This is a genomic window from Pseudanabaena sp. PCC 9330, from assembly GCF_055795045.1.
This window is the reverse complement of sequence record NZ_JAYFES010000064.1, coordinates 1-19,406: the sequence shown is the minus strand read 5'-3', so window position 1 is coordinate 19,406 and position 19,406 is coordinate 1. Positions and strand designations below refer to the sequence as shown.

General features: G+C 58.6%; 15 protein-coding genes and 1 pseudogene. 6 read left to right on the top strand and 10 right to left on the bottom strand.

Features of this window, described 5'->3' with window-relative positions:
- Positions 1-230 precede the first annotated feature (230 nt).
- Together AC0QKW_RS04215 and AC0QKW_RS04210 are read left to right on the top strand one after the other, a co-directional pair.
- On the top strand, positions 231-2,150 hold the full coding sequence (locus AC0QKW_RS04215; protein WP_473149803.1) for an ABC transporter ATP-binding protein: 1,920 nt from the start codon (positions 231-233) through the stop codon (positions 2,148-2,150).
- 165 nt (positions 2,151-2,315) lie between these two features.
- Entirely contained in the window at positions 2,316-3,977 is a 1,662-nt protein-coding gene (locus AC0QKW_RS04210; protein ID WP_473149802.1) for a S8 family serine peptidase, read from the top strand.
- Positions 3,978-4,131: 154 nt separating this feature from the next.
- On the opposite strand, the gene dnaB is transcribed toward AC0QKW_RS04210, so the two are convergent.
- A complete protein-coding gene (gene dnaB / locus AC0QKW_RS04205; protein WP_473149801.1) occupies positions 4,132-6,969 on the bottom strand; it encodes a replicative DNA helicase in 2,838 nt (945 codons plus the stop codon).
- A gap of 145 nt (positions 6,970-7,114) precedes the next feature.
- On the opposite strand from dnaB, the gene AC0QKW_RS04200 reads away from it, so the two are divergent.
- Both AC0QKW_RS04200 and lptB read left to right on the top strand, forming a co-directional pair.
- A complete protein-coding gene (locus AC0QKW_RS04200) occupies positions 7,115-7,666 on the top strand; it encodes an LptA/OstA family protein (protein WP_473149800.1) in 552 nt (183 codons plus the stop codon).
- Positions 7,667-7,728: 62 nt separating this feature from the next.
- Complete coding sequence (gene lptB / locus AC0QKW_RS04195; protein ID WP_473149799.1) at positions 7,729-8,457, top strand: LPS export ABC transporter ATP-binding protein; 729 nt, start codon at positions 7,729-7,731, stop codon at positions 8,455-8,457.
- Here lptB and AC0QKW_RS04190 read toward each other — a convergent pair.
- Positions 8,454-9,023 (bottom strand): cold-shock protein, encoded by a 570-nt coding sequence (locus AC0QKW_RS04190; protein WP_473149798.1) that lies wholly within the window; start codon positions 9,021-9,023, stop codon positions 8,454-8,456. The two genes, lptB and AC0QKW_RS04190, sit on opposite strands and share 4 nt — an antisense overlap.
- Positions 9,024-9,180: 157 nt before the next feature.
- Between AC0QKW_RS04190 and AC0QKW_RS04185 the strand changes: the two genes are divergently transcribed.
- Positions 9,181-10,287: an LptF/LptG family permease gene (locus AC0QKW_RS04185; protein WP_473149811.1), complete on the top strand. Its 1,107-nt coding sequence runs from the start codon at positions 9,181-9,183 to the stop codon at positions 10,285-10,287.
- A gap of 10 nt (positions 10,288-10,297) precedes the next feature.
- On the opposite strand, the gene AC0QKW_RS04180 is transcribed toward AC0QKW_RS04185, so the two are convergent.
- From AC0QKW_RS04180 to AC0QKW_RS04150, 7 genes are all read right to left on the bottom strand, one after another.
- Positions 10,298-11,911 carry an NAD(P)/FAD-dependent oxidoreductase gene (locus tag AC0QKW_RS04180; RefSeq protein WP_473149797.1) on the bottom strand — a complete coding sequence of 538 codons (1,614 nt, stop codon included), beginning with the start codon at positions 11,909-11,911 and terminating at the stop codon, positions 10,298-10,300.
- A 316-nt stretch (positions 11,912-12,227) separates the two neighbouring features.
- Positions 12,228-15,491, bottom strand: a complete 3,264-nt coding sequence (gene carB / locus AC0QKW_RS04175) for a carbamoyl-phosphate synthase large subunit (protein ID WP_473149796.1) — start codon at positions 15,489-15,491, stop codon at positions 12,228-12,230.
- A gap of 400 nt (positions 15,492-15,891) precedes the next feature.
- Complete coding sequence (locus AC0QKW_RS04170; RefSeq protein ID WP_473149795.1) at positions 15,892-16,362, bottom strand: HNH endonuclease; 471 nt, start codon at positions 16,360-16,362, stop codon at positions 15,892-15,894.
- Positions 16,359-16,598, bottom strand: a complete 240-nt coding sequence (locus tag AC0QKW_RS04165) for a hypothetical protein (RefSeq protein WP_193969027.1) — start codon at positions 16,596-16,598, stop codon at positions 16,359-16,361. The genes AC0QKW_RS04170 and AC0QKW_RS04165 overlap by 4 nt, the downstream gene beginning before the upstream one ends.
- Before the next feature lie 265 nt (positions 16,599-16,863).
- A complete protein-coding gene (locus AC0QKW_RS04160) occupies positions 16,864-16,989 on the bottom strand; it encodes a type II toxin-antitoxin system RelE family toxin (protein WP_473149810.1) in 126 nt (41 codons plus the stop codon).
- 127 nt (positions 16,990-17,116) lie between these two features.
- Complete coding sequence (locus AC0QKW_RS04155) at positions 17,117-17,359, bottom strand: hypothetical protein (protein WP_473149794.1); 243 nt, start codon at positions 17,357-17,359, stop codon at positions 17,117-17,119.
- Between the two features lie 71 nt (positions 17,360-17,430).
- Entirely contained in the window at positions 17,431-17,604 is a 174-nt protein-coding gene (locus tag AC0QKW_RS04150) for a hypothetical protein (RefSeq protein ID WP_473149793.1), read from the bottom strand.
- 265 nt (positions 17,605-17,869) lie between these two features.
- On the opposite strand from AC0QKW_RS04150, the pseudogene AC0QKW_RS04145 reads away from it, so the two are divergent.
- A pseudogene (locus tag AC0QKW_RS04145) lies at positions 17,870-18,013 on the top strand (acylphosphatase); the annotation flags it as partial.
- A 24-nt stretch (positions 18,014-18,037) separates the two neighbouring features.
- On the opposite strand, the gene AC0QKW_RS04140 reads toward AC0QKW_RS04145, so the two are convergent.
- The gene (locus AC0QKW_RS04140) at positions 18,038-19,138 is read right to left on the bottom strand and encodes a beta-galactosidase (protein ID WP_473149792.1); all 1,101 of its coding nucleotides are present in this window, start codon (positions 19,136-19,138) and stop codon (positions 18,038-18,040) included.
- Positions 19,139-19,406: the final 268 nt, after the last annotated feature.

Sequence of the window (19,406 nt, the reverse complement as noted above, 5' to 3'; positions counted from 1 at the left end):
GGGAGCAGAACAGCGTCAACCTTTCCCAGACTACTGCGACGACACCGGTTCTTAACAGGTCAACCTGTAGGGGCAAATGGCATTTGCCCTGCCGAATCAGAGGTAACTCAGCAGAATTTGGCCTAAATCATCAAGTTTCCTGTCCCTAAGCGCCATGGCCAGCGCTACAACTCTGGCCTAAATCAGACCTACACTAAAGATTGCCAGCCTAGATTGTGAAAGCCCATTCCATGACCGCTACCTCCACCCTTCCCGGCCAAGACCAGGCCCGCAGCACCGACAGCGACTGGCGGTTGTTTTTGCGCATGTGGCCCTACATCTATGCCCACCGGGCCGCCCTAGTGCTGCCGCTGGTGTTGCTGGTGCCGCTGGCGCTTTCTAACGCCCTCCAGCCGGTGTTGATTGGTCAGGCAATCTCCCTCATTCGCCAGGAGCCGGTGATGGGGTTCTTAGACGGGCGCACCCTGCAAGGGGGGCTCAACCTGCTGGTGGGGCTGCTGGTGGTGACCGTGCTGGTGCGGCTGCTACTGGATGGTTTGCAGAGCTACCTGGTGCAGGCAGTGGGGCAAAAAATTACCGCTGACATTCGCACCGATCTGTTTACCCACGTCACCTCGCTGGCGGTGCGCTTTTTCGATCGCACCCCCGTGGGCAAGTTGATCACCCGCATTACCAGCGATGTCGATGCCCTGGGCGACGTATTTTCTACCGGTGCGGTGGGCATCATCACCGATGTGATCTCCATGCTAGTGCTGGTGGTGGTGATGTTTACCATGCAGTGGCAGCTCGCCCTGATGCTGCTGGGTCTGCTGGTGCCCGTCACCTGGCTGATTATTTACTTTCAGCAGCAGTTTCGCAAGGCCAACTACAAGGCCCGTGAGTATCTCTCTGAGCTCAACGCCACCCTGCAAGAAAACGTGGCCGGGATCAACGTCGTGCAGCTATTTCGCCGCGAACGCTACAACGCCGAGGTGTTTCGCACCACCAACCAAAAGTACATCACCGCCGTTGACAAGACGATTTTCTATGACTCGGCGGTGTCGTCAACCCTGGAGTGGATCTCGCTGGTGGCGATCGGCGGCGTGCTCTGGCTCGGCGGCCTGCTGGTCATGGAAGAAGCCCTCACCTTTGGTACCCTGGCCACCTTTATTCTTTTTGCCCAGCGTCTGTTTGACCCCCTGCGCCAGTTCGCCGATAAATTTACTGCGATTCAGGCGGGGCTGACGGCGGTAGAGCGCATCACTGACCTGTTTACCGTGCCGGTGGATATTCGCGACCCGGAAGCGGCGGTGACTGCACAAGTGGGGAGTGAGGCCGTTGACCTAGGCGTTTTTCCCACCACCTACCCGACCCTGCAAGCAACCCCTAGAGAGGCTGCCACCCATCCCCCCATTCACCCATCCACGCCCTACCCATCTACCCCTTCTGAGATCTGCTTCAATCATGTCACCTTTGGCTACAAGGCCGATGAGCCGATACTCAAAGACCTCACCTTCACTATTCGCCCAGGGGAAAAGGTAGCGCTGGTGGGGCCGACCGGGGCGGGCAAGAGTTCGATTATTCGCCTGCTGTGCCGTCTGTACGACATTGACCAGGGGGCCATTTTGCTGGATGGGGTCGATATTCGCGATCTGCCCCAGGCGGAGCTGCGGCGGCGCATGGCGGTGATCTTACAGGATGGTTTTTTGTTTGCCGGAGACGTAAAGAGCAACATCACCCTAGGGGAGAAATATCCCCTGGAGGCGGTGGTGGCGGCGGCGAAGAAAACCAACATCCACGACCTGATTGAGCAGCTGCCCCAGGGCTATGACACAGAGCTACGGGAGCGGGGTACCAACCTATCGGGCGGTCAAAAGCAGCTATTGGCCTTTGCCCGAGCGGCGATTCGCGATCCGGGCATCTTGGTGTTAGACGAGGCCACGGCCAATCTCGATGTAGGCACTGAGGCGATGATTCAGGAGGCGCTGGAGCGGCTGCTGGAGGGGCGCACGGCGATTATTATTGCCCACCGGCTGTCAACGATTCGCAATGTCGATCGTATTTTGGTGCTCAGGTATGGCGAACTGGTAGAGCAGGGGAGCCACGACGAGCTGCTGGCCCAGGAAGGGTTGTATTCCAGCCTGTACCGCTTGCAGCGGCTGGGGGGATGAGGGCGGGGGCATCGCGGACGGCTAGCCCGACATGGCCCGCTTAAAATGACGCGTAGGGCGGCGATCGCACCCCCAGCGATCGTGAGCGATCGCAAAGTTTTTATGCCAGGTCTCAACCCTTTACGGTAGAGTTTGCCCAAGGATCGATCACCACAGGATTTCACTATGGCTCAGCCGCGCCGGGGACAAAGGGCGACCACCAGCCCCAGAGATTTATCTTCCCTAGTTAAGGCCTTGGCTTGGCTGGGGGGCATTGGTAGCCTGGTGCCGCTGGCTCTGCCGGTGTTGGCCCTATCGGAGTCGGTTAGCGCCCTGGGTATAGACGCGCGCCGACTCCACACCGCCCCCTACTCGTTAACGGGCGAAAAGATTGCCATTGGCCAGGTAGAAATTGGTCGCCCCAGCCAGTTTGGCATCGACAAGGTAGCCCCCGAAACGCTGCCGGTGGCGGTGCGGCGAGTGCTGCTCCTCGATCGCGTGGCCACCGCCAATGAATATGTCGATGGCCACGCCGCCAACGTCGCCAGCGTTATGATCAGCCAAGAAAAATTTCGCACCGGGGTAGCCCCCGAGGCGATGCTCTACTCTGGGGCCGTTGGCCCTCTCAGCGGAGACACCGCCCAGCCCGAAGAGTGCCTTGCCGCCCAGGCCGTCGCCCTGCAAAACGGCGGCGATGTGCGCGCCATCAACTTTAGCTTTGGCGAACCCCTCACCCGCGATCCGCGACCCAACCCTGTGCTCGACGGCAATGCTCTGCTCACCCGCTGCATTGACTGGTCATCACGGGTGCATGGTGCCCTTTACGTGATTGCGGGCAACCAGGGCCGAGGCGGCATTCCCATTCCCACCGACAACTTTAACGGCATCAATGTGGCCTACTCGCGCCAGGACAGCCACGGCGAGTTTAACAAAATCGATTTCTCTAACCTGGGCAGTGAGCCCGCCGCCGCCGCCCGGCGAGATGCCCCCATCGAAACCAATGAAGGCCCCCGGCGATCGATCAATCTGGTGGCCCCAGGCAGCAATATTGAGCTGATTGACCCCGATGGTCGAGTGCGCACCTCCAGCGGTACCAGCTTTGCCTCGCCCCACGTAGCGGGCACCATTGCCCTGATGCAGCAGCTGGTCGATCGCCAGTTTCGTGCGGGGGCCAACATGCCCCTCACCGGTCGCCACCCCATGGTGATGAAGGCGACGCTGCTCAACTCTGCCGACAAGATCAAAGACAGCGGGGACGGCCTTCGCCTCGGTATGACCCGCACCTTAGTCGATACTGCCAACCGCTCTTGGCTAGAGGGCGATGCCTACCGTGACCCCAAAATTCCACTGCACAAAGATCTGGGTACTGGCCACCTCAACGCCTACCGAGCTTACCAGCAGCTCTCGGCGGGTGCCTTTGGCTCTGACCAGGCCATTCCCGCTCAGGGCTGGAATTTCACCGAGCTTCAGACTCCGGCTGGGACGGGCAGCGTCCACGACTATGAGTTTGACAGCCCTCTCCAGGCCGGCAGTTTTATCTCGGCCACTCTAGTCTGGGAGCGAGTGGTAGACCTGGTCGACGCCAACCGCAACGGCCAGTACGATGTCGGAGAGGGCTTTACTGACAAAGGGCTCAACGATCTCAACCTCTACCTGATGCCCGCCGATACCGACGACATTGCCCAGAGCGTATGGTCGTCGGTGTCGGCGGTTGACAGCGTGGAACATATTTTTTATCAGATTCCGACCACGGGACGGTACAAGCTCAGGGTGGTCTATCAGCAGCAGGCGCACGACGAGCCTACCCAGCCCTACGCGCTTGCCTGGTGGGCGGTGGCGGCACCCTAGGTCACAACAGTTTGTTAAGGGCCATAGGACCGCGAAAGCTCCGGCCATCCTCACCGTGGGATGGCCGGAGCTTTCCTTTGGGGTTGTAGCGCTGGGCATACCGACAATCACTGCTGGGCTACCTATGCAGCAAACTTTCGATCGCCCAAGGACTTTACATACCTGGGGTGGCCAGGTTGCGGAAACGGGTAAATTGCGGCTCGAACAGCAGCTTGATGGTGCCAGTGGGGCCGTTGCGGTGCTTGGTGATGATGATCTCGGCAATGCCGCGATCGGGAGTGTCGGGGTCGTAGTACTCTTCGCGGTAGAGCATCATGATCAAGTCGGCGTCCTGCTCGATCGCACCTGATTCCCTCAAGTCGCTCATCATCGGGCGCTTGTTGGTGCGCGACTCGACGCCCCGGCTGAGCTGAGAGAGGGCGATGATCGGCACGTTGAGTTCGCGGGCGAGGCCTTTGAGCGATCGCGTCATTTTCGACAGTTCTTGCACCCGGTTGTCGCCGCCGCCCTCCATCAATTGCAGGTAGTCGATCAAAATTAGTCCCAGGGCACCGCCCTGCTCAGCTTGTAGGCGACGGCAGCGAGAGCGAATTTCGGTGACCGAAATGCTGGGGGTGTCGTCGATGAAAATGGGCATCTGGGAGAGCACGCTGATAGCGTGGCCCAGCTTTTCCCACTCGTTTTGGGCGATGCGGCCAGTGCGCAGGCGGCTGCTCTCCATCTCCACTTCGCTAGAAAGCAGGCGATAGACCAGCTGCACTTTAGACATTTCCAGGCTGTAGATCGCCACAGGAAGCTTCTGTAAAGCGGCGATATTGCGGGCAATATTCAACACAAAGCTGGTGTTATGGACGCAGATGTCGTTGGCGACAAAGTTATGAGTGTCGGGAATGGTGAGGTCGTAGACCTGCTTGAGTCCCTGGGGTTCGATCGCTACGATTTCGTCCCAGTAGACATCGCTGGTAGCGATGTTCTGGAGTTCTGGGTGCTCTAGGGCGGTAGCCAGGGCAAAGAGGCGATCGCGGGTGGGCGCGCGTTTGCCAGCGTGAATATTGCTGGTGCTCTGGAATCCGGCGCGGGTGGCCAGGGATGCCCAGGATTCGGCCCCCTTAGCGACGCGGAGGGAGTCCCAGATTTCCACCGGAATCAGATCGCGGTTGGTCTGGTAACGGCGGTTTGCCAGAGCGGCTTCAACGGCGGCAGTGGCCGCCTCCTTACCAAAGATGCCAATCTCGCTCAGGAACGTTTTGATCGAGGGGGCATCGGTGATGTCGAGCTGCCAGGCGGGGCGACGGCCACCCTGATACTTCACCGATCGCAACCTGAGCTGAGCCAAAATGCCGAACCGTAGCAGCAGGTGTTGCACCTGGCGGGCCAGGGTTTCGCTGACGCTGGCAAAGCCCAGTTGCGCCTGCCCAGAGGTGAGGACGGTGGCCCAGCCATCGGTGGAGAATAAACGGTTAAGGAAAAGGGCCAGCAGCGATCGCTTCAGCCGAAACATCCCCGCTGGAATCGTCTTTTGATGGGCTGACTTGCCCCAGATACCTAGGTCTTGCAGCCACAGCGTCAGATTGTTCTGGCTCATCCAGCGGATGGTGGCGAGGCCACCGGGGGCCAGGGTTTCGGGATCAACCTGGAGAAGTTCGCACAGGCGCTCGAAAGTCTTTGGACTGGGCGCACAGATGCCCTGTTGCCACAGAGTCACCAAGCCAGGGGAGACCTCAAGGGTTTGGGCTAGCCAGCGAGCGGGTTGGCCACTGGCCTTGATCAGCTCTCTGATCTGTTGACCAAAGATTTGACGGGCCTGCTGCAAGTCTTCGCTGTCGGAGGTGACGTAGAACGCGGGTGTGCGGGTGCCCTGGGAGGTTTCCTCCCGCACCTTAACCCCTGGGAACTGGAGGGCAGCGGCGGTGAAGTCGGCCTGAATGGCCGGGTTTTCGTTGGTGAATTGGGGAGAGGTGCCCGTCAGGCAGCCATCGCCAATCAGGTAGGCCAGCAGCTTGACCTGATGTTCAGGCAGGGTGTCGGTGCCGAAGACGGGTAGCGCTCTGGGCACAGCAATTTTTTGGCTCACCGCCAGCTCTGCCAGGGGCCGCCAGCCCTGAATGGTCAGGTAGGGGTGGCTCAGAGTGGTCTCGATTTCTCGCCCCGATCGCGTCCTCACCCGATACACAGGCTTGAGGCCATCGTCCACGTAGGCACTGGGCTGAGTGAGTTGAAAGCGCCAGTTATTCCTGAGTGTCAGCAGCGAGGCAGTTTTCTCCTGATAGATCTCGCTAATGGTTTTCAGGCTGCCGTCGGCCACCACAATCTGGGCGTCGGCACTCAGGCATTTCCCCATGGAGGGGCGGGCAGCGGCAATAATCAGGTCAGATCGCTGAAAACCCTGGGTCATGGCATCCAAGTCGTAGAAGCCGCAGGGAATACCGGGGAGCACGACACCGAGCGATCGCTGCTCGATCTCTGAAAACGTCTCAATCAAAATATCTGAGGTGGCCGTCAGACCGCCCTGGGGCCGCGACTGGGTAATGCCAAACAGCCGCTGCTCCGACTGATCCATCACATTCTCGATGGGCAACGTCGTGTCGTAGCCCAGCTGGGCAATGTCGCCCCCGGTTTGAATCAGCAGGCGGCGGGTGTACTTGTCCATCACCAGGGTGGCGTACTGGTCGATGTTGGCGGCGCTGACGGTGCGATCGACCAGCTGAGCCAGGCGGGTTTGGCCCCCCACCTGTTCTAGCTTGCCGTTGTCCTTCAGCCACACCGCTAGGGTCATCAGGTCGGCGGGCTGGCCCTTGGCGTGCAGGGCCAGGGCACCCTTGTAGAGGTCGCGGTGGGCACCAATATAAAACGCATCGGGGGTGAGAATCTCCATCACCCGGCCCAGGGCTTCAGGATCTAGCAATATGCCGCCCAGTATGGCCTCTTCGGCCTCGATATTTTGGGGCGGCAGGCGATCGCTGACCGCATCAAACTTGAGATTTTGAACCATAGCCCTGGGGGAGTGAAGTAGTCTTAATTGTGCGGCAAACCTGCCGCCTCTGGGGTACAGAGAGTGGCACAGTTAGAGCGATCGCCCTGGGGGTACCATCCATTAAGATGGAGTACTAAACCGCAACGGGGTTAAAGGTAGGGCTATGGGGCAGAGGGTGCGCTGGTTTTGGAGCGTGGCGGCGATCGCCGCTGCGGCAATGGCTCTGCAAGGCGGATCCTTGGGTGGGGCTTTGTCTCCCTTGGGGATCGCCCCCGCCCAGGCCCAGGATGGCGGCACCATCACCCTGCGATCGGATGTGCAGGAGGCCAATGCTGCCACTGGCATCATCACCGCCCGGGGCAACGTGCAGATTGACTACCCGGCGCGGCGCATTCAGGCCACCTCGGCCCAGGCCGACTTTTTTAGCAATGAGCAGCGCATTGTGCTCAGCGGCAACGTGGTAGTTACCCAGCAGGGCAACACCCTGCGGGCCGAGGTGGTCACCTACCTCATAGAAGAAGACCGGTTTGTCGCTACCCCGCGCCCCAACGACCAAGTCGAGGCCGTCTACACCCTACCCCCATCACCTGCCGCCGCTTCCCAGACCCCTGGCCCCGGCAGGCCCCCGGCTCGCCCCCCCGCCGTGTTAGATGTTAGCCCTATTGAGGGCAGCGCCACCCCAGAGAGCGATCCCTCAGCCCCGCTAGGCAACTAGAAGCCCCTGTGGCTTGATAGAATTTTTGTAGTTTTGTTCGTTGTTTCGGCCCCGGCGCGCCTTTGAAAATCGTACTCGACAACGTGCAGAAGACCTACGGCAAGCGCCAGGTGGTGAACCGGGTTAGCCTGTCGGTGGCCCAGGGAGAGATCGTGGGACTGCTGGGGCCAAACGGCGCTGGTAAGACCACTACGTTCTATATGGCCACTGGCCTAGAGCGCCCCGATGCAGGCAAGGTTTGTCTCGATCAGATCGATATTACCGACTTGCCCATGCACCAGCGGGCCAGGCTGGGCATTGGCTATCTGGCCCAGGAGCCGAGCATTTTTCGCAATTTGTCGGTGGCAGACAACATTCTTTTAGTCATGCAGCAGACTCGGGTACCGCCGGAGGAGTATGGCGATCGCCTCAGCGACCTGCTGAAAGAATTTCGGCTAGAGAAGGTGGCCAATACCCTCGGCATTCAGGTGTCGGGGGGGGAGCGGCGGCGCACAGAACTGGCCCGTTCCCTGGCCTCTGGCCCCGAAGGCCCCAGCTTTTTGTTTCTCGATGAGCCCTTTGCTGGGGTTGACCCGATCGCCGTGGCCGAGATTCAAGAGATCGTGGCCAAACTGCGCGATCGCGACATGGGCATTCTCATCACCGACCACAACGTGCGCGAAACCCTGCGCATCATCGATCGCGGCTACATCATGAGCGACGGCCAAATTCTCGCCTCCGGCAAATCTGACGACCTCTCCACCAACCCCCTCGTGCGCGAACACTACCTGGGCAAAGACTTTGCAATTTAGCGAGGGGCCTTGCGCCAGCCTTGGGCAGTTGCCTCTGCCTCATTGCAAAACCACTTTTCTCCCCTGGCTGGGTCAATGACTGTATTGTCATAATCTTCCATGCCGGGTATATGGTAGAGCCTGTCGCCCGAGCTATGGGAAATATTGCCCTTAACCAGACAGTCGGGCTGGGCCGTAATGGTGCCCGATGGCGATATGGTGACTGGCGGTGGCGTAGTTCTAGGCTCAGTTTGAAATTTCCACAGTATGAGACCTGCCAGTGCCAGCACCGTGGTAACGGCGGCCCACAGATTATTTTGTCTAGTTTTGGGTGGCCTCTGGCGAGGCGCTTTAGTTGGCAAAGTCGCCACCCCCTGAATCGAGGCATTGGCAGCCCGAATCTTGCCGTCTGGCTGACTCATCGGCTGATAGGTAATTGTGTCACCGATCTTGGGCCGACGGCTAACTCGACCCAGGGCAGTGATGTGCAGGAATACTCGCTGGCCCCCCGCTGCTGGGGTGACGAAGCCAAATCCTCGGTCATCATTCCAAGTGGTTAGCTGACCTTGACGAAATTGAGGTGTCATAGCGTAGCGGTAGCGGATTGTGGCCCTAGGTTTCCCGGTTAGAAGACGCGAGATTGCCATAATGTTAAGGCAGATGCATTTTCCATACATCATGGCTTCCGCCTCTTCATCCGTACCCTACAAAGCTCCCCGGCTGCGATCGCCCCTGCTGACGGTGATGGATCGCTACATCGCCAAAGAGCTGACTATGCCTTTTCTCTTTGGGGTAGGGGCGTTTTCATCCATTGGCATCTCCATTGGGGCGCTGTTTGAGCTGATTCGCCGGATCACTGAGTCGGGGCTGTCGATCACCCTGGCGGGGCAGATCTTTTTGCTCAAGCTGCCCGAGTTCATTGTGCTGGCCTTTCCGATGTCAACGCTGCTGGCCACCATGATGACCTACAGCCGTTTCTCTAGCGACAGTGAGCTGATTGCCCTGCGGGGGGTGGGGGTGAGCATTCGCCGCATCATTGCCCCGGCAGTGGTGCTGAGTTTACTGGTGACGGGCCTCACCTTTGTGTTTAACGAGTTGATTACCCCCGCGGCCAACTACCGGGCCGCCATCACCCTAGAGCAGGCGCTGAAGTCAGAGCGGCCCCCCTTTCAAGAGCGCAATATTTTCTATCAGGAGTTTCAGCCTGCCCAAGACAACCCCGAAGCCCAGGAGCTGAAGCGACAGTTTTATGCCCGCCGCTTTGACGGCACCACCATGCACGGTCTGACCATTCTTGACTTTTCTCAGGAGGGGCTCAACCAGGTGGTCAGCGCCGAGTCGGCCCAGTGGGAGGTAGAAAAAAACACCTGGACCTTTTACAACGGCACCATTTATGTGGTGGCCCCCGACGGCTCGTTTCGCAACATTGTCACCTTTGAAACCCAGGAATTGCAGCTGCCCCGCACCCCCCTAGACTTGGCGGGCCGCACCAAAAACGACACTGAGATGAATATCTCTGAGGCCACCGAGCAGCTCGAGCTGGTACGCCAGGGCGGCGACGAAAAGATGATTCGCCGCTGGCAGATTCGCATTCAGCAAAAGTATGCGCTGCCCTTTGTGTGCGTGGTGTTTGGGCTGGTGGGGTCATCGATTGGGGTGCTGCCCCAGCGCACCAGCCGGGCTACCAGCTTTGGGGTCAGCATTGTGATTATCTTTGGCTACTACCTGCTGTCGTTTATCACCAACGCCATGGGCGAGGTCGGGGTGCTGTCACCGTTTATGGCCGCCTGGATACCGACCATGCTGGGGATGGCGATCGGGATTTATTTGCTGCTGCGGGCCTCGAAGTAGCCGCCAGCGATTAGCCGTTGACCAGGCTTAGGGCTACGGCCTCTGCCACGCGAATGCCGTCGATGCCCGCCGAAAGAATGCCCCCAGCGTAGCCCGCCCCTTCGCCAGCGGGGTATAGCCCAACGGTGTTGAGGCTCTGAAAGGTCTCGTCGCGCTTGATGCGAATGGGTGATGAGGTGCGGGTTTCGATGCCGGTGAGCACCGCGTCAGCCATGGCAAAACCGTGGATTTTTTGGTCAAAGGCGAGAATGGCCTCGCGCAGGGCGGCGATCGCATAGTCGGGCAAACTCTCGCTTAAATCTCCCAGCTTGACCCCCGGCTTGTAGGAGGGCTGCACTTCGCCAAAAGCTGTAGAGGGTCGCCCTGCCAGAAAATCGCCCACCAGCTGCCCCGGGGCCTCGTAGGTGCTGCCCCCCAGGGCAAAGGCCCGCTCTTCCAGTTCTCGCTGCAGGGCAATGCCCCCGAGCGGCCCTGGGGGGTAGTCTTCTGGGGTGATGCCGACGACGATCGCACTGTTGGCGTTCGACTCGTCGCGGGCGTACTCGCTCATGCCGTTGGTCACCAGGCGACCCGGCTCTGAGGCCGCCGCCACCACCTTGCCGCCGGGGCACATGCAAAAGCTGTAGACCGATCGCCCACTGGCGCACCCACTGACGCAGTGGTGCACCAGCTTGTAGTCGGCAGAGCCCAGCCGGGGGTGGCCCGCCTGATCGCCCAGACGGCAGCGATCGATCAGCGCCTGGGGATGCTCGACTCGAAAGCCGATGGAAAAGGGCTTGGCCTCGATGTAGACGCCGCGATCGTGCAGCATTTCAAAGGTGTCGCGGGCGCTGTGGCCCACGGCCAGCACCACGTGGTCGCTAGCTAGATAGTCACCGTTGTCGAGGCGCACGCCGCGCACCCGGCCCTGGTCAATGTCCAGATCGACCACGCGGGTCTGAAAGCGAATCTCGCCGCCCAGAGACTCAATCATGGCGCGCATGGTCTGCACGATTTTGACCAGGCGGTAGGTGCCAATGTGGGGCTTGTTGATATAGAGAATCTCGGGGTTGGCCCCGGCATTGACCAGCTCGGTGAGCACCTTGCGGCCGTAGTGCTGGGGGTCGCTGACCTGGCTGTAGAGCTTGCCGTCAGAAAACGTGCCCGCGCCACCTTCGCCAAACTGGGCGTTGGACTCGGGGTTGAGATTTTTCTTCAGCCAAAAGCCAAAGGTGTCAACGCTGCGATCGCGCACTGACTTGCCCCGCTCTAGAATAATCGGCCGAAACCCCATCTGGGCCAGCAGCAGCCCGGTAAACATGCCGCACGGCCCCATGCCAATCACAATTGGCCGGTTCTGAAACCCCTCGGGAGCCTGGGCCGCCGGGCGGTAGGTCATGTCGGGCGTCACGCTCACCGTGGCGTCTTTCTTAAACCGCTTGAGCAACGCCTTTTCCTTTGGCGTTTCTACATCGACGATGTAGACCAGGGTGATGTGGCCCTTTTTGCGGGCGTCGTAGCTGCGCTTGTAGATGGTGAAGCGGGTCAAATCTGCCGCCGCCAGGTGCAGCTTTTTGAGAATCGCTTCCTCCAGGGCGGCTTCGGGGTGGTCGAGGGGCAGTTTGATTTGACTGAGGCGTAGCATACCAAAACAATTGAAGTTTTCTAAGTTCTGTCGATTAAGCCATTCTCCTTGATTGGCTACTAGACACACACAAGTCGCCCATGCCGACCTTGCCAGAGATTGATCCCCCCTAGCCCCCTTTTTAAGGGGGGAACCAGAGTCAAAGTCCCCCTTGTAAAGGGGGATTTAGGGGGATCTGCCAGAATTTGGCCGTGACAACAGGATCTGTGTACTTAGTAGCCTTGATTGGGTAAGAATTTTGCTGCTTCCAGAGGCCTCAGGGCCTGCGCCCCGATCTCGGGGTAGCTGCTTTTGCCGAGCCCGCTGCATCACCCATCTACATTCCAACATACTCCTGAAGCGATTTGACTGCTAAGGGGTGCTGTTGCAGAGAACCGATCGCAGCGGTGGTTGCCTTTGCCCCGGCAATGGTGGTGATGATCGGCACCTTGTAGGCCAGGGCGGTGCGACGAATCGAGCGATCGTCTTCGATCGCCGTGCTGCCCGCCGGAGTATTGATAATCAGCTGAATTTCGCTATTTTTGATCGCATCTTCGATGTTGGGTCGACCTTCGTGCACCTTCAGCACCAGATCTACCGCCAGCCCTTCATTCATCAGGGCGGCGCGGGTGCCAGAGGTGGCGACCAGGTGCAGGCCCATCTCGGCCAGCTGCTGGGCGATGGGGATGACGGCGGTTTTGTCGCGATCGTTCATAGAGATAAACACGCTGCCCGTGAGGGGCAGCTTTTGGTTGGCCCCCAGGGCCGCTTTAGCAAAGGCTTTGCCAAAGTCGGCATCGATGCCCATGACTTCGCCGGTCGATCGCATTTCGGGGCCAAGCAGGGCGTCGGTACCGGCAAACTTGTCGAAGGGCAGCACCGCTTCTTTCACCGAGATGTGCGTAGGAATTACCTCTTCGGTAAAGCCTAGCTCGGCCAGGGTTTTGCCCGACATGACCCGCACCGCGATCTTGGCCAACGGATGGCCGATCGCCTTTGACACAAAGGGCACCGTGCGCGAAGCGCGAGGGTTGGCCTCAATGATGTAGACCTCGTCGCCCTTGACCGCAAACTGAATGTTCATTAGGCCGATCACCTTGAGGCGCTTGGCCAGCTTGATCGTCCAGTCGCGGATGGTGGCGAGAGCCTCGGGGGGCAGGGTCATGGTAGGCAGTGAGCAGGCCGAGTCGCCGGAGTGAATGCCCGCCTGCTCGATGTGCTCCATAATGCCGCCAATCACGACCTGGCCGGTGTGGTCGGCGATCGCATCTACATCCACCTCGATCGCATTCTCCAAAAACTTGTCGATCAAAATCGGGTGGTCAGGCTCTATGTGCACCGCATAGGTCATGTAGTGTTCGAGGTCTTCGTCAGAGTAGACAATTTCCATGGCGCGACCACCGAGCACATAGCTGGGGCGCACCACGACGGGGTAGTCGATCTGCTGGGCGACGCGCAGGGCGTCTTGGTAGCTGCGGGCCATGCCGTTGGGGGGCTGCTTGATGTCTAGCTCGCGCAAAATGGCCTCAAAGCGTTCGCGATCTTCGGCCATGTCGATAGAGTCGGGAGAGGTGCCCCAGATTTGGGTGGGGGGTGTCCAGGCGGCAACGGAGGGATTTTCTTCAATCCCTGAGAGGTACTGCTGGAGAGGAACGGCGAGCTTGAGGGGGGTTTGGCCGCCAAACTGGATGATGATGCCGATGGGGTTTTCGGCCTCGATGATGTTGAGCACGTCCTCTTTGGTCAGGGGCTCGAAGTAGAGGCGATCGCTGGTGTCGTAGTCGGTCGACACCGTCTCGGGGTTGGAGTTGACCATGATCGTCTCGTAGTCGTCGTCGCGCAGCGCGAACGAGGCGTGGCAGCAGCAGTAGTCAAACTCAATGCCCTGGCCAATGCGGTTGGGGCCACCGCCCAAGATCATCACCTTGGGGCGATCGCTGGGCAGCACCTCGGTCTCGTCTTCGTAGGTGGAGTAGTAGTAGGGGGTAAAGGCCTCAAACTCGGCGGCGCAGGTATCGACGGTTTTGTAGACAGGGATGACGCCCAGGCCCTTGCGGAACTGGCGCACGGTGTCTTCGTGGGTGTTGGTGGCGTAGGCGATCTGGCGATCGCTAAAGCCCTGGCGCTTGACTGCCCGCATTTGCTCGTAGGTGATCTTGGTCAGCGGCGTGCGCTTGAGGAATTTTTCGGTTTGCAGGAGGCCCGCCAGCTGGTTGAGAAACCAGGGGTCGATGGCGGTGAGATCGTAGATGTCGTTGACCGTCAGGCCGAGCTGCATGGCGTGGCGCAGCTCAAATACCCGCTCTGGGTTAGGGGTGCGCAGCTTGGGGCGAATTTCGTTGAGGCTGGGCAGCTTTTCGGCCATGTCGCAGCCCCAGCCCGCCCGGCCCACTTCCAGCGATCGCAGCGCCTTTTGGAACGACTCTTGGAAGGTGCGCCCGATCGCCATCGCCTCGCCCACCGACTTCATCTGGGTGGTGAGAGTGGTGGAGGTGCCGGGAAATTTCTCAAAGGCGAACCGGGGAATCTTGGTCACCACGTAGTCGATGGTGGGCTCGAAGCTGGCCGGGGTCTTCTTAGTAATGTCGTTGGAGATCTCGTTGAGGGTGTAGCCCACCGCCAGCTTGGCGGCGAATTTTGCGATCGGAAAGCCCGTTGCCTTCGAGGCCAGAGCCGAGCTGCGCGACACCCGGGGGTTCATCTCGATCACAATGAAGTCGCCGTTGTCGGGGTTGACCGCAAACTGAATGTTGGATCCGCCGGTTTCTACACCAATTTCGCGAATGATCTTGATCGAGGCGTCGCGCAGGCGCTGGTACTCTTTGTCGGTCAGAGTCTGGGCCGGGGCCACGGTGATCGAGTCGCCCGTGTGCACCCCCATGGGGTCAAAGTTCTCAATCGAGCAGATAATCACGACGTTGTCGGCCAGGTCGCGCATTACCTCCAGCTCGTACTCCTTCCAGCCCAGCAGCGACTGCTCGATCAAAATCTGCGACACCGGGCTAGCGTCGAGGCCCGAGCGGGCGATCAGCTCAAACTCTTCTTGGTTGTAGGCAATGCCGCCGCCGGTGCCGCCCATGGTGTAAGCGGGGCGAATAATTAGAGGAAAACTGCCGATCTGCTTGGCAATCTCCTTTGATTCATCCATGGTTTCAGCTAACCCCGAGGGGCACACGGGCACCCCAATGCGCGCCATCGCTTCTTTAAATAATTTGCGATCTTCAGCCATTTCGATCGCTTCTAGCTTGGCCCCGATCAGCTCGACCCCGTAGCGCTCAAGCACCCCGGTTTTGGCCAGGGTTACCGCCAGGTTGAGCGCCGTCTGGCCACCCATGGTGGGCAGCATGACGTCGGGCCGCTCCCGCTCGATCACCCGCTCCACCATCTCCGGCGTCAGCGGCTCGATGTAGGTGCGGTTGGCGGTCTCCGGGTCGGTCATGATGGTGGCCGGGTTGGAGTTGATCAGCACCACCTCGTAGCCCTCTTCCCGCAGGGCTTTGCAGGCCTGGGTGCCCGAGTAGTCAAACTCGCAGGCCTGACCGATGACAATCGGGCCAGAGCCGATCAGCAGAATCTTGTGGATGTCATTGCGGCGGGGCATAGGGTGCAGGGGTGCTTACGAAAAATCCCAATCATTCTAAGGGGTAACTGCCCGATCAGATTGCTCGGGTTGGAGGAACTAAACCGGGCTGGGACAGGCGATCGCCCCAATGTCACCGTTTAGTGAATTTAAGCAAAATTCTCGATCAGAGCTGTTGTCTGTGGCGGTCATGGCGGTGGCCAGACGCCTGCTCAACTTGCAGACCCAGGTGGAGCGATAGGCAACATCAATGGGTCAGATCGGCCTGTTGACGATGGGTGCCCGGACGCGATCGCTACTCAATCAGATGATTTTCGATAATTTGCCATTTGCCCCTACGGAGGTTGCACTTGAAGTCGGACGAAACTTCAAGCGCAACGGGCGGCTCACTCGGCATCGATGCCTTTGTTGGTCTTTAGCATCAGGCGCGTCTTAGCATGCATGGTGATTGAATTGGGTCGGCGGCGGGAGGATGCCACCCTCCTTTAACCCACAGCCGTCGAGCTTTTACGATAGACCCCTCACTGTGAAAGTCATCGTTGAGATCCAGCCTTTGGCAAGTGGCTCGACCGCAAGGTGTGATGCCTACAATCTTGAGCCCATCTGATGACCAGATAAAGTGATCTCCCCAAGGTTGCACCCTTGGGTTGAATAGGTTTACTGATTGCGCTGTTGCAGCATCAATGCCGGCGGTGAAGTTGTAGCGATAGCCATTGCAGCGTTGGCAAGCCAAGGCGAGATTGTCTGGGCTATCAGAACCACCGCGAGACCGAGGCAGGATATGGTCGATTGCAAATTGGGCCGCACTGGCATCTTCTGCCGAATGGCAGTATTCGCACAGGTAGCTGGCGCGATCGCGCACCTTCCGCCGCAATTCAGCGCTGATGGTCATGATTCAGCAATAATTTTGGCGTTTAGCAGGGTGAAAATGCGATCGAGTTCAAGAATGCCTGCGAGTTCTGCCTGTTCGGTCTCGGTTAATTCGTCGGTTTTTTGGCGTTCGGCTAGGTCGTCTAAACGAATCTGGAGAGAGTCGGTGAATTTGAATAAGCTGTGCCCTCGCACCTTGCGAAGGGTGACCCCAGAATCAACCCAGGACGAGGGTTGTACCATCATTTGAGTGATCATAGGCCAAGGGTGGGGAGGGAATGCTCATATTTTAGCTGGTTGGAGATCGGCTTTTGCTTCGGCAAACCAGGCGTCAGGCAGGTTGCTCCATCTGCGGGAATGACTGCGATGAGAGGCGCTATTGAAGCGATCGCAGCCACGGCAGGATTGCAGTGATTACTGTGGGGGAAAGGGACGATCGCCCAATTTCATGCCCTTAGGCAACGGCATAACCCGTATGTTCTCAGTCAAAATGCTGGGCAGTGCCTACCCTACTTGCCGAGCCTTATTCATAAACGTTCTTGCGGTGCTGACATCTACCCAAAATAACAATTCGCTTCTCGTCATCAATTTTGTAGCGCAGTCGATAATCACCAACCCGAATACGATATTCGGCTTCTACTCCTTTCAGTTTGAGGAATCCAGCGGGGCGAGGTTCTTCTGCTAATAACTGTATTTTTTGAGAATGCGCTGATAGACCTGTTCGGGTAATCTATCAAGTTGCTTTTGCACGCTCTTGGGTACAACGATGGTGTAACTCATGCCATGCGCTGTGCTCGTTGCGAGGTGTATTCGTCAAGAGTGACAAACTCTCCCGCCTGGTACTCGGCATAGGCTGCGGCTACTTCAGTTTCTTCCTCAGGGTCGAAGGTTTCGTCAGTGGAGTCGTGGAGATCGGTATCGAGAAACTCCCAGAGGCGTTGCTTGTCAGCGGGGCTGAGTTTGGCGATCGCTTGCAGAAGAAAGTCGAAGGGAATGGCGAGGTTGAAGGTCTTGGTCATAAAACTTACTCTGTCAGCGCTTTGAATACTGGGCTGGGCAAGGGTTTAGCCTGAATTTAGCGGCGGTGTAATTATTGTATCAATTCCCTTTGGTGGTCAGCGATCGCAGCCACAAAGCAGTCGTTGACTAAATCTGGCGAAAATAGGCTTGAAACCCAGTCTGTCCCCGCTTCACGGATATATCGCTTGATCAGGGCGCTGCTGTCTAGAAAATAAACAGTGATGATGTAGCGGCTGCGACCCATGGGCTTGTCCTGACCCGACTGGGCTATTGTCCCCACCCTCTCTCCCATCGTCCCCACGCAGAGCGTGGGGACGCCACCCTGGGTGCTCCAGCGTCGCTTGAGTCTGGGACGCTGGAGCGTCTGGGGCTGCGTCTCGACGCTGAAGCGTCGGGACGATGAAAGGTGATGAGTAGGTCGTCGGGATAGGGGATGGAGATGCTGTGCATAGCGTTAGCAGATTCCTTAGGGTGGATGAATGACGCGATCAACCAACGACCAGAGGCTAATGGAACAAATTCGAGCGGTAGTTTATGGGGTTGTGCAGGGGGTTGGGTTTCGCTATCACACCTGCCAGATCGCCCAACAGTTGGGGGTAACGGGTTTTGTACGCAACCAGCCAGGTGGCACTGTTGAAATTGTGGCTGTGGGTTGGAGCATGCACTCTTAAGACCATTCAAAGGGTGGCCCTAGCGGCTTGGGGAGGAGTAGCCATCAGGCGCTGTACCGTTTCTAGCATGGTTGTATCTCCCCGGCGATCGCGCTGGAACAGCCACCATTCAGCCCCCCAGAAATAGAGACGGGGAATACCTGCACCTACGGCGATCGCCCAGGTTTCAGTGAGCCGTTGGGGGTTCATGGTTTGGTAGGATTCCTCCGGGCTCTCGTTGCGAATGCCGGTGGTAGATGGCCCCCAGGGCTCAGCCTGTAACTCCGCCACCCACAGCTGACGGCCCTGGCGTTGGGCCACCCGATGCTGGTAGGCCAAGCGTAAGGGCGCTAGGGGGCCGAGCTTAAACATCTCCACATAGCCGGTGAAGAAGGGGCTGCGGAAGAAAAGTTTGTTGAACACCGTCACCGCAACCACATCGCTGCCAAAATCGAGGGTGGGATGGAACTGGGTGACCATCCAAGGGGCGTTGGCGTAGGAGACGACGGTGGGGTGCTGGTGCTGGTCGAGCGATCGCACCAATTGCACCTCTTCCGCTACATAGGGAATCACATCGCGACAGCCAATGCCCCAGTGTTGTCCGGCGATTTTGGCCAAAGGCTCGTTTTCAATCTGCCAGGCTTCCAGAGCCGGATGATCGCGATACCGCTCCACGATCGCCGTCACAAATTGAAACAGCCGCTGCTTGAACTCCGGTTCTGTCAATCCTTCGCTCCAGGCGGGGGCAAAACATTCGGGGTAGCGAGGGGCACGGTGACCAACGGTCAGCATGGCCTGCCGCTGGGCCTTGGCGGCAACGGTCATTTGCCAGTCTAACTCGGCCCATTCAAAGACACCGGGTTGGGGTTCTACCTCGTCCCAGCGCACTGGTAACCGCAAGTGCTCTATGCCTAGGGTCAAAATTTCCTCGTAGGCGCTTTGCCAGTCAAGCCCAAGCTCAGTGGCCATGGCCCTGCTAAAGGTCACGCCATAGGCGATCGTCGCTGGTGGTGCGGGGGGAGTGGCCGTCCATTGTAAAAACCAATCCTTGCCAGCCACCAGTACGACCACAAGCAGCACAGGGAAGAGCCGCTTTTTCACCCGTTGCCAGCTATAACGCCAAACCATTGTTATGCCTTCTTCTGTCTAAACCTGTAACCCAGCTCAAAAAGATTGGCCTTCCAAACAATGAAGTCTACATCCTGAGCTAGGTCATTACGTTCCCATACTGAGAGTGCCATGAGTTTTCTACACCACTCAATGGCAAAGCTTAGGGATGGTGAATGTCCGAGGGCAGGCCTAGGCCTGGTTGACTGACAAAAGTTGGCTGAAAGCTGCTAAAAAGCTTGTGGTACGGTAGTTTCAGGGATTGGAGGAAGAAGTGGGGAGCCAGCGT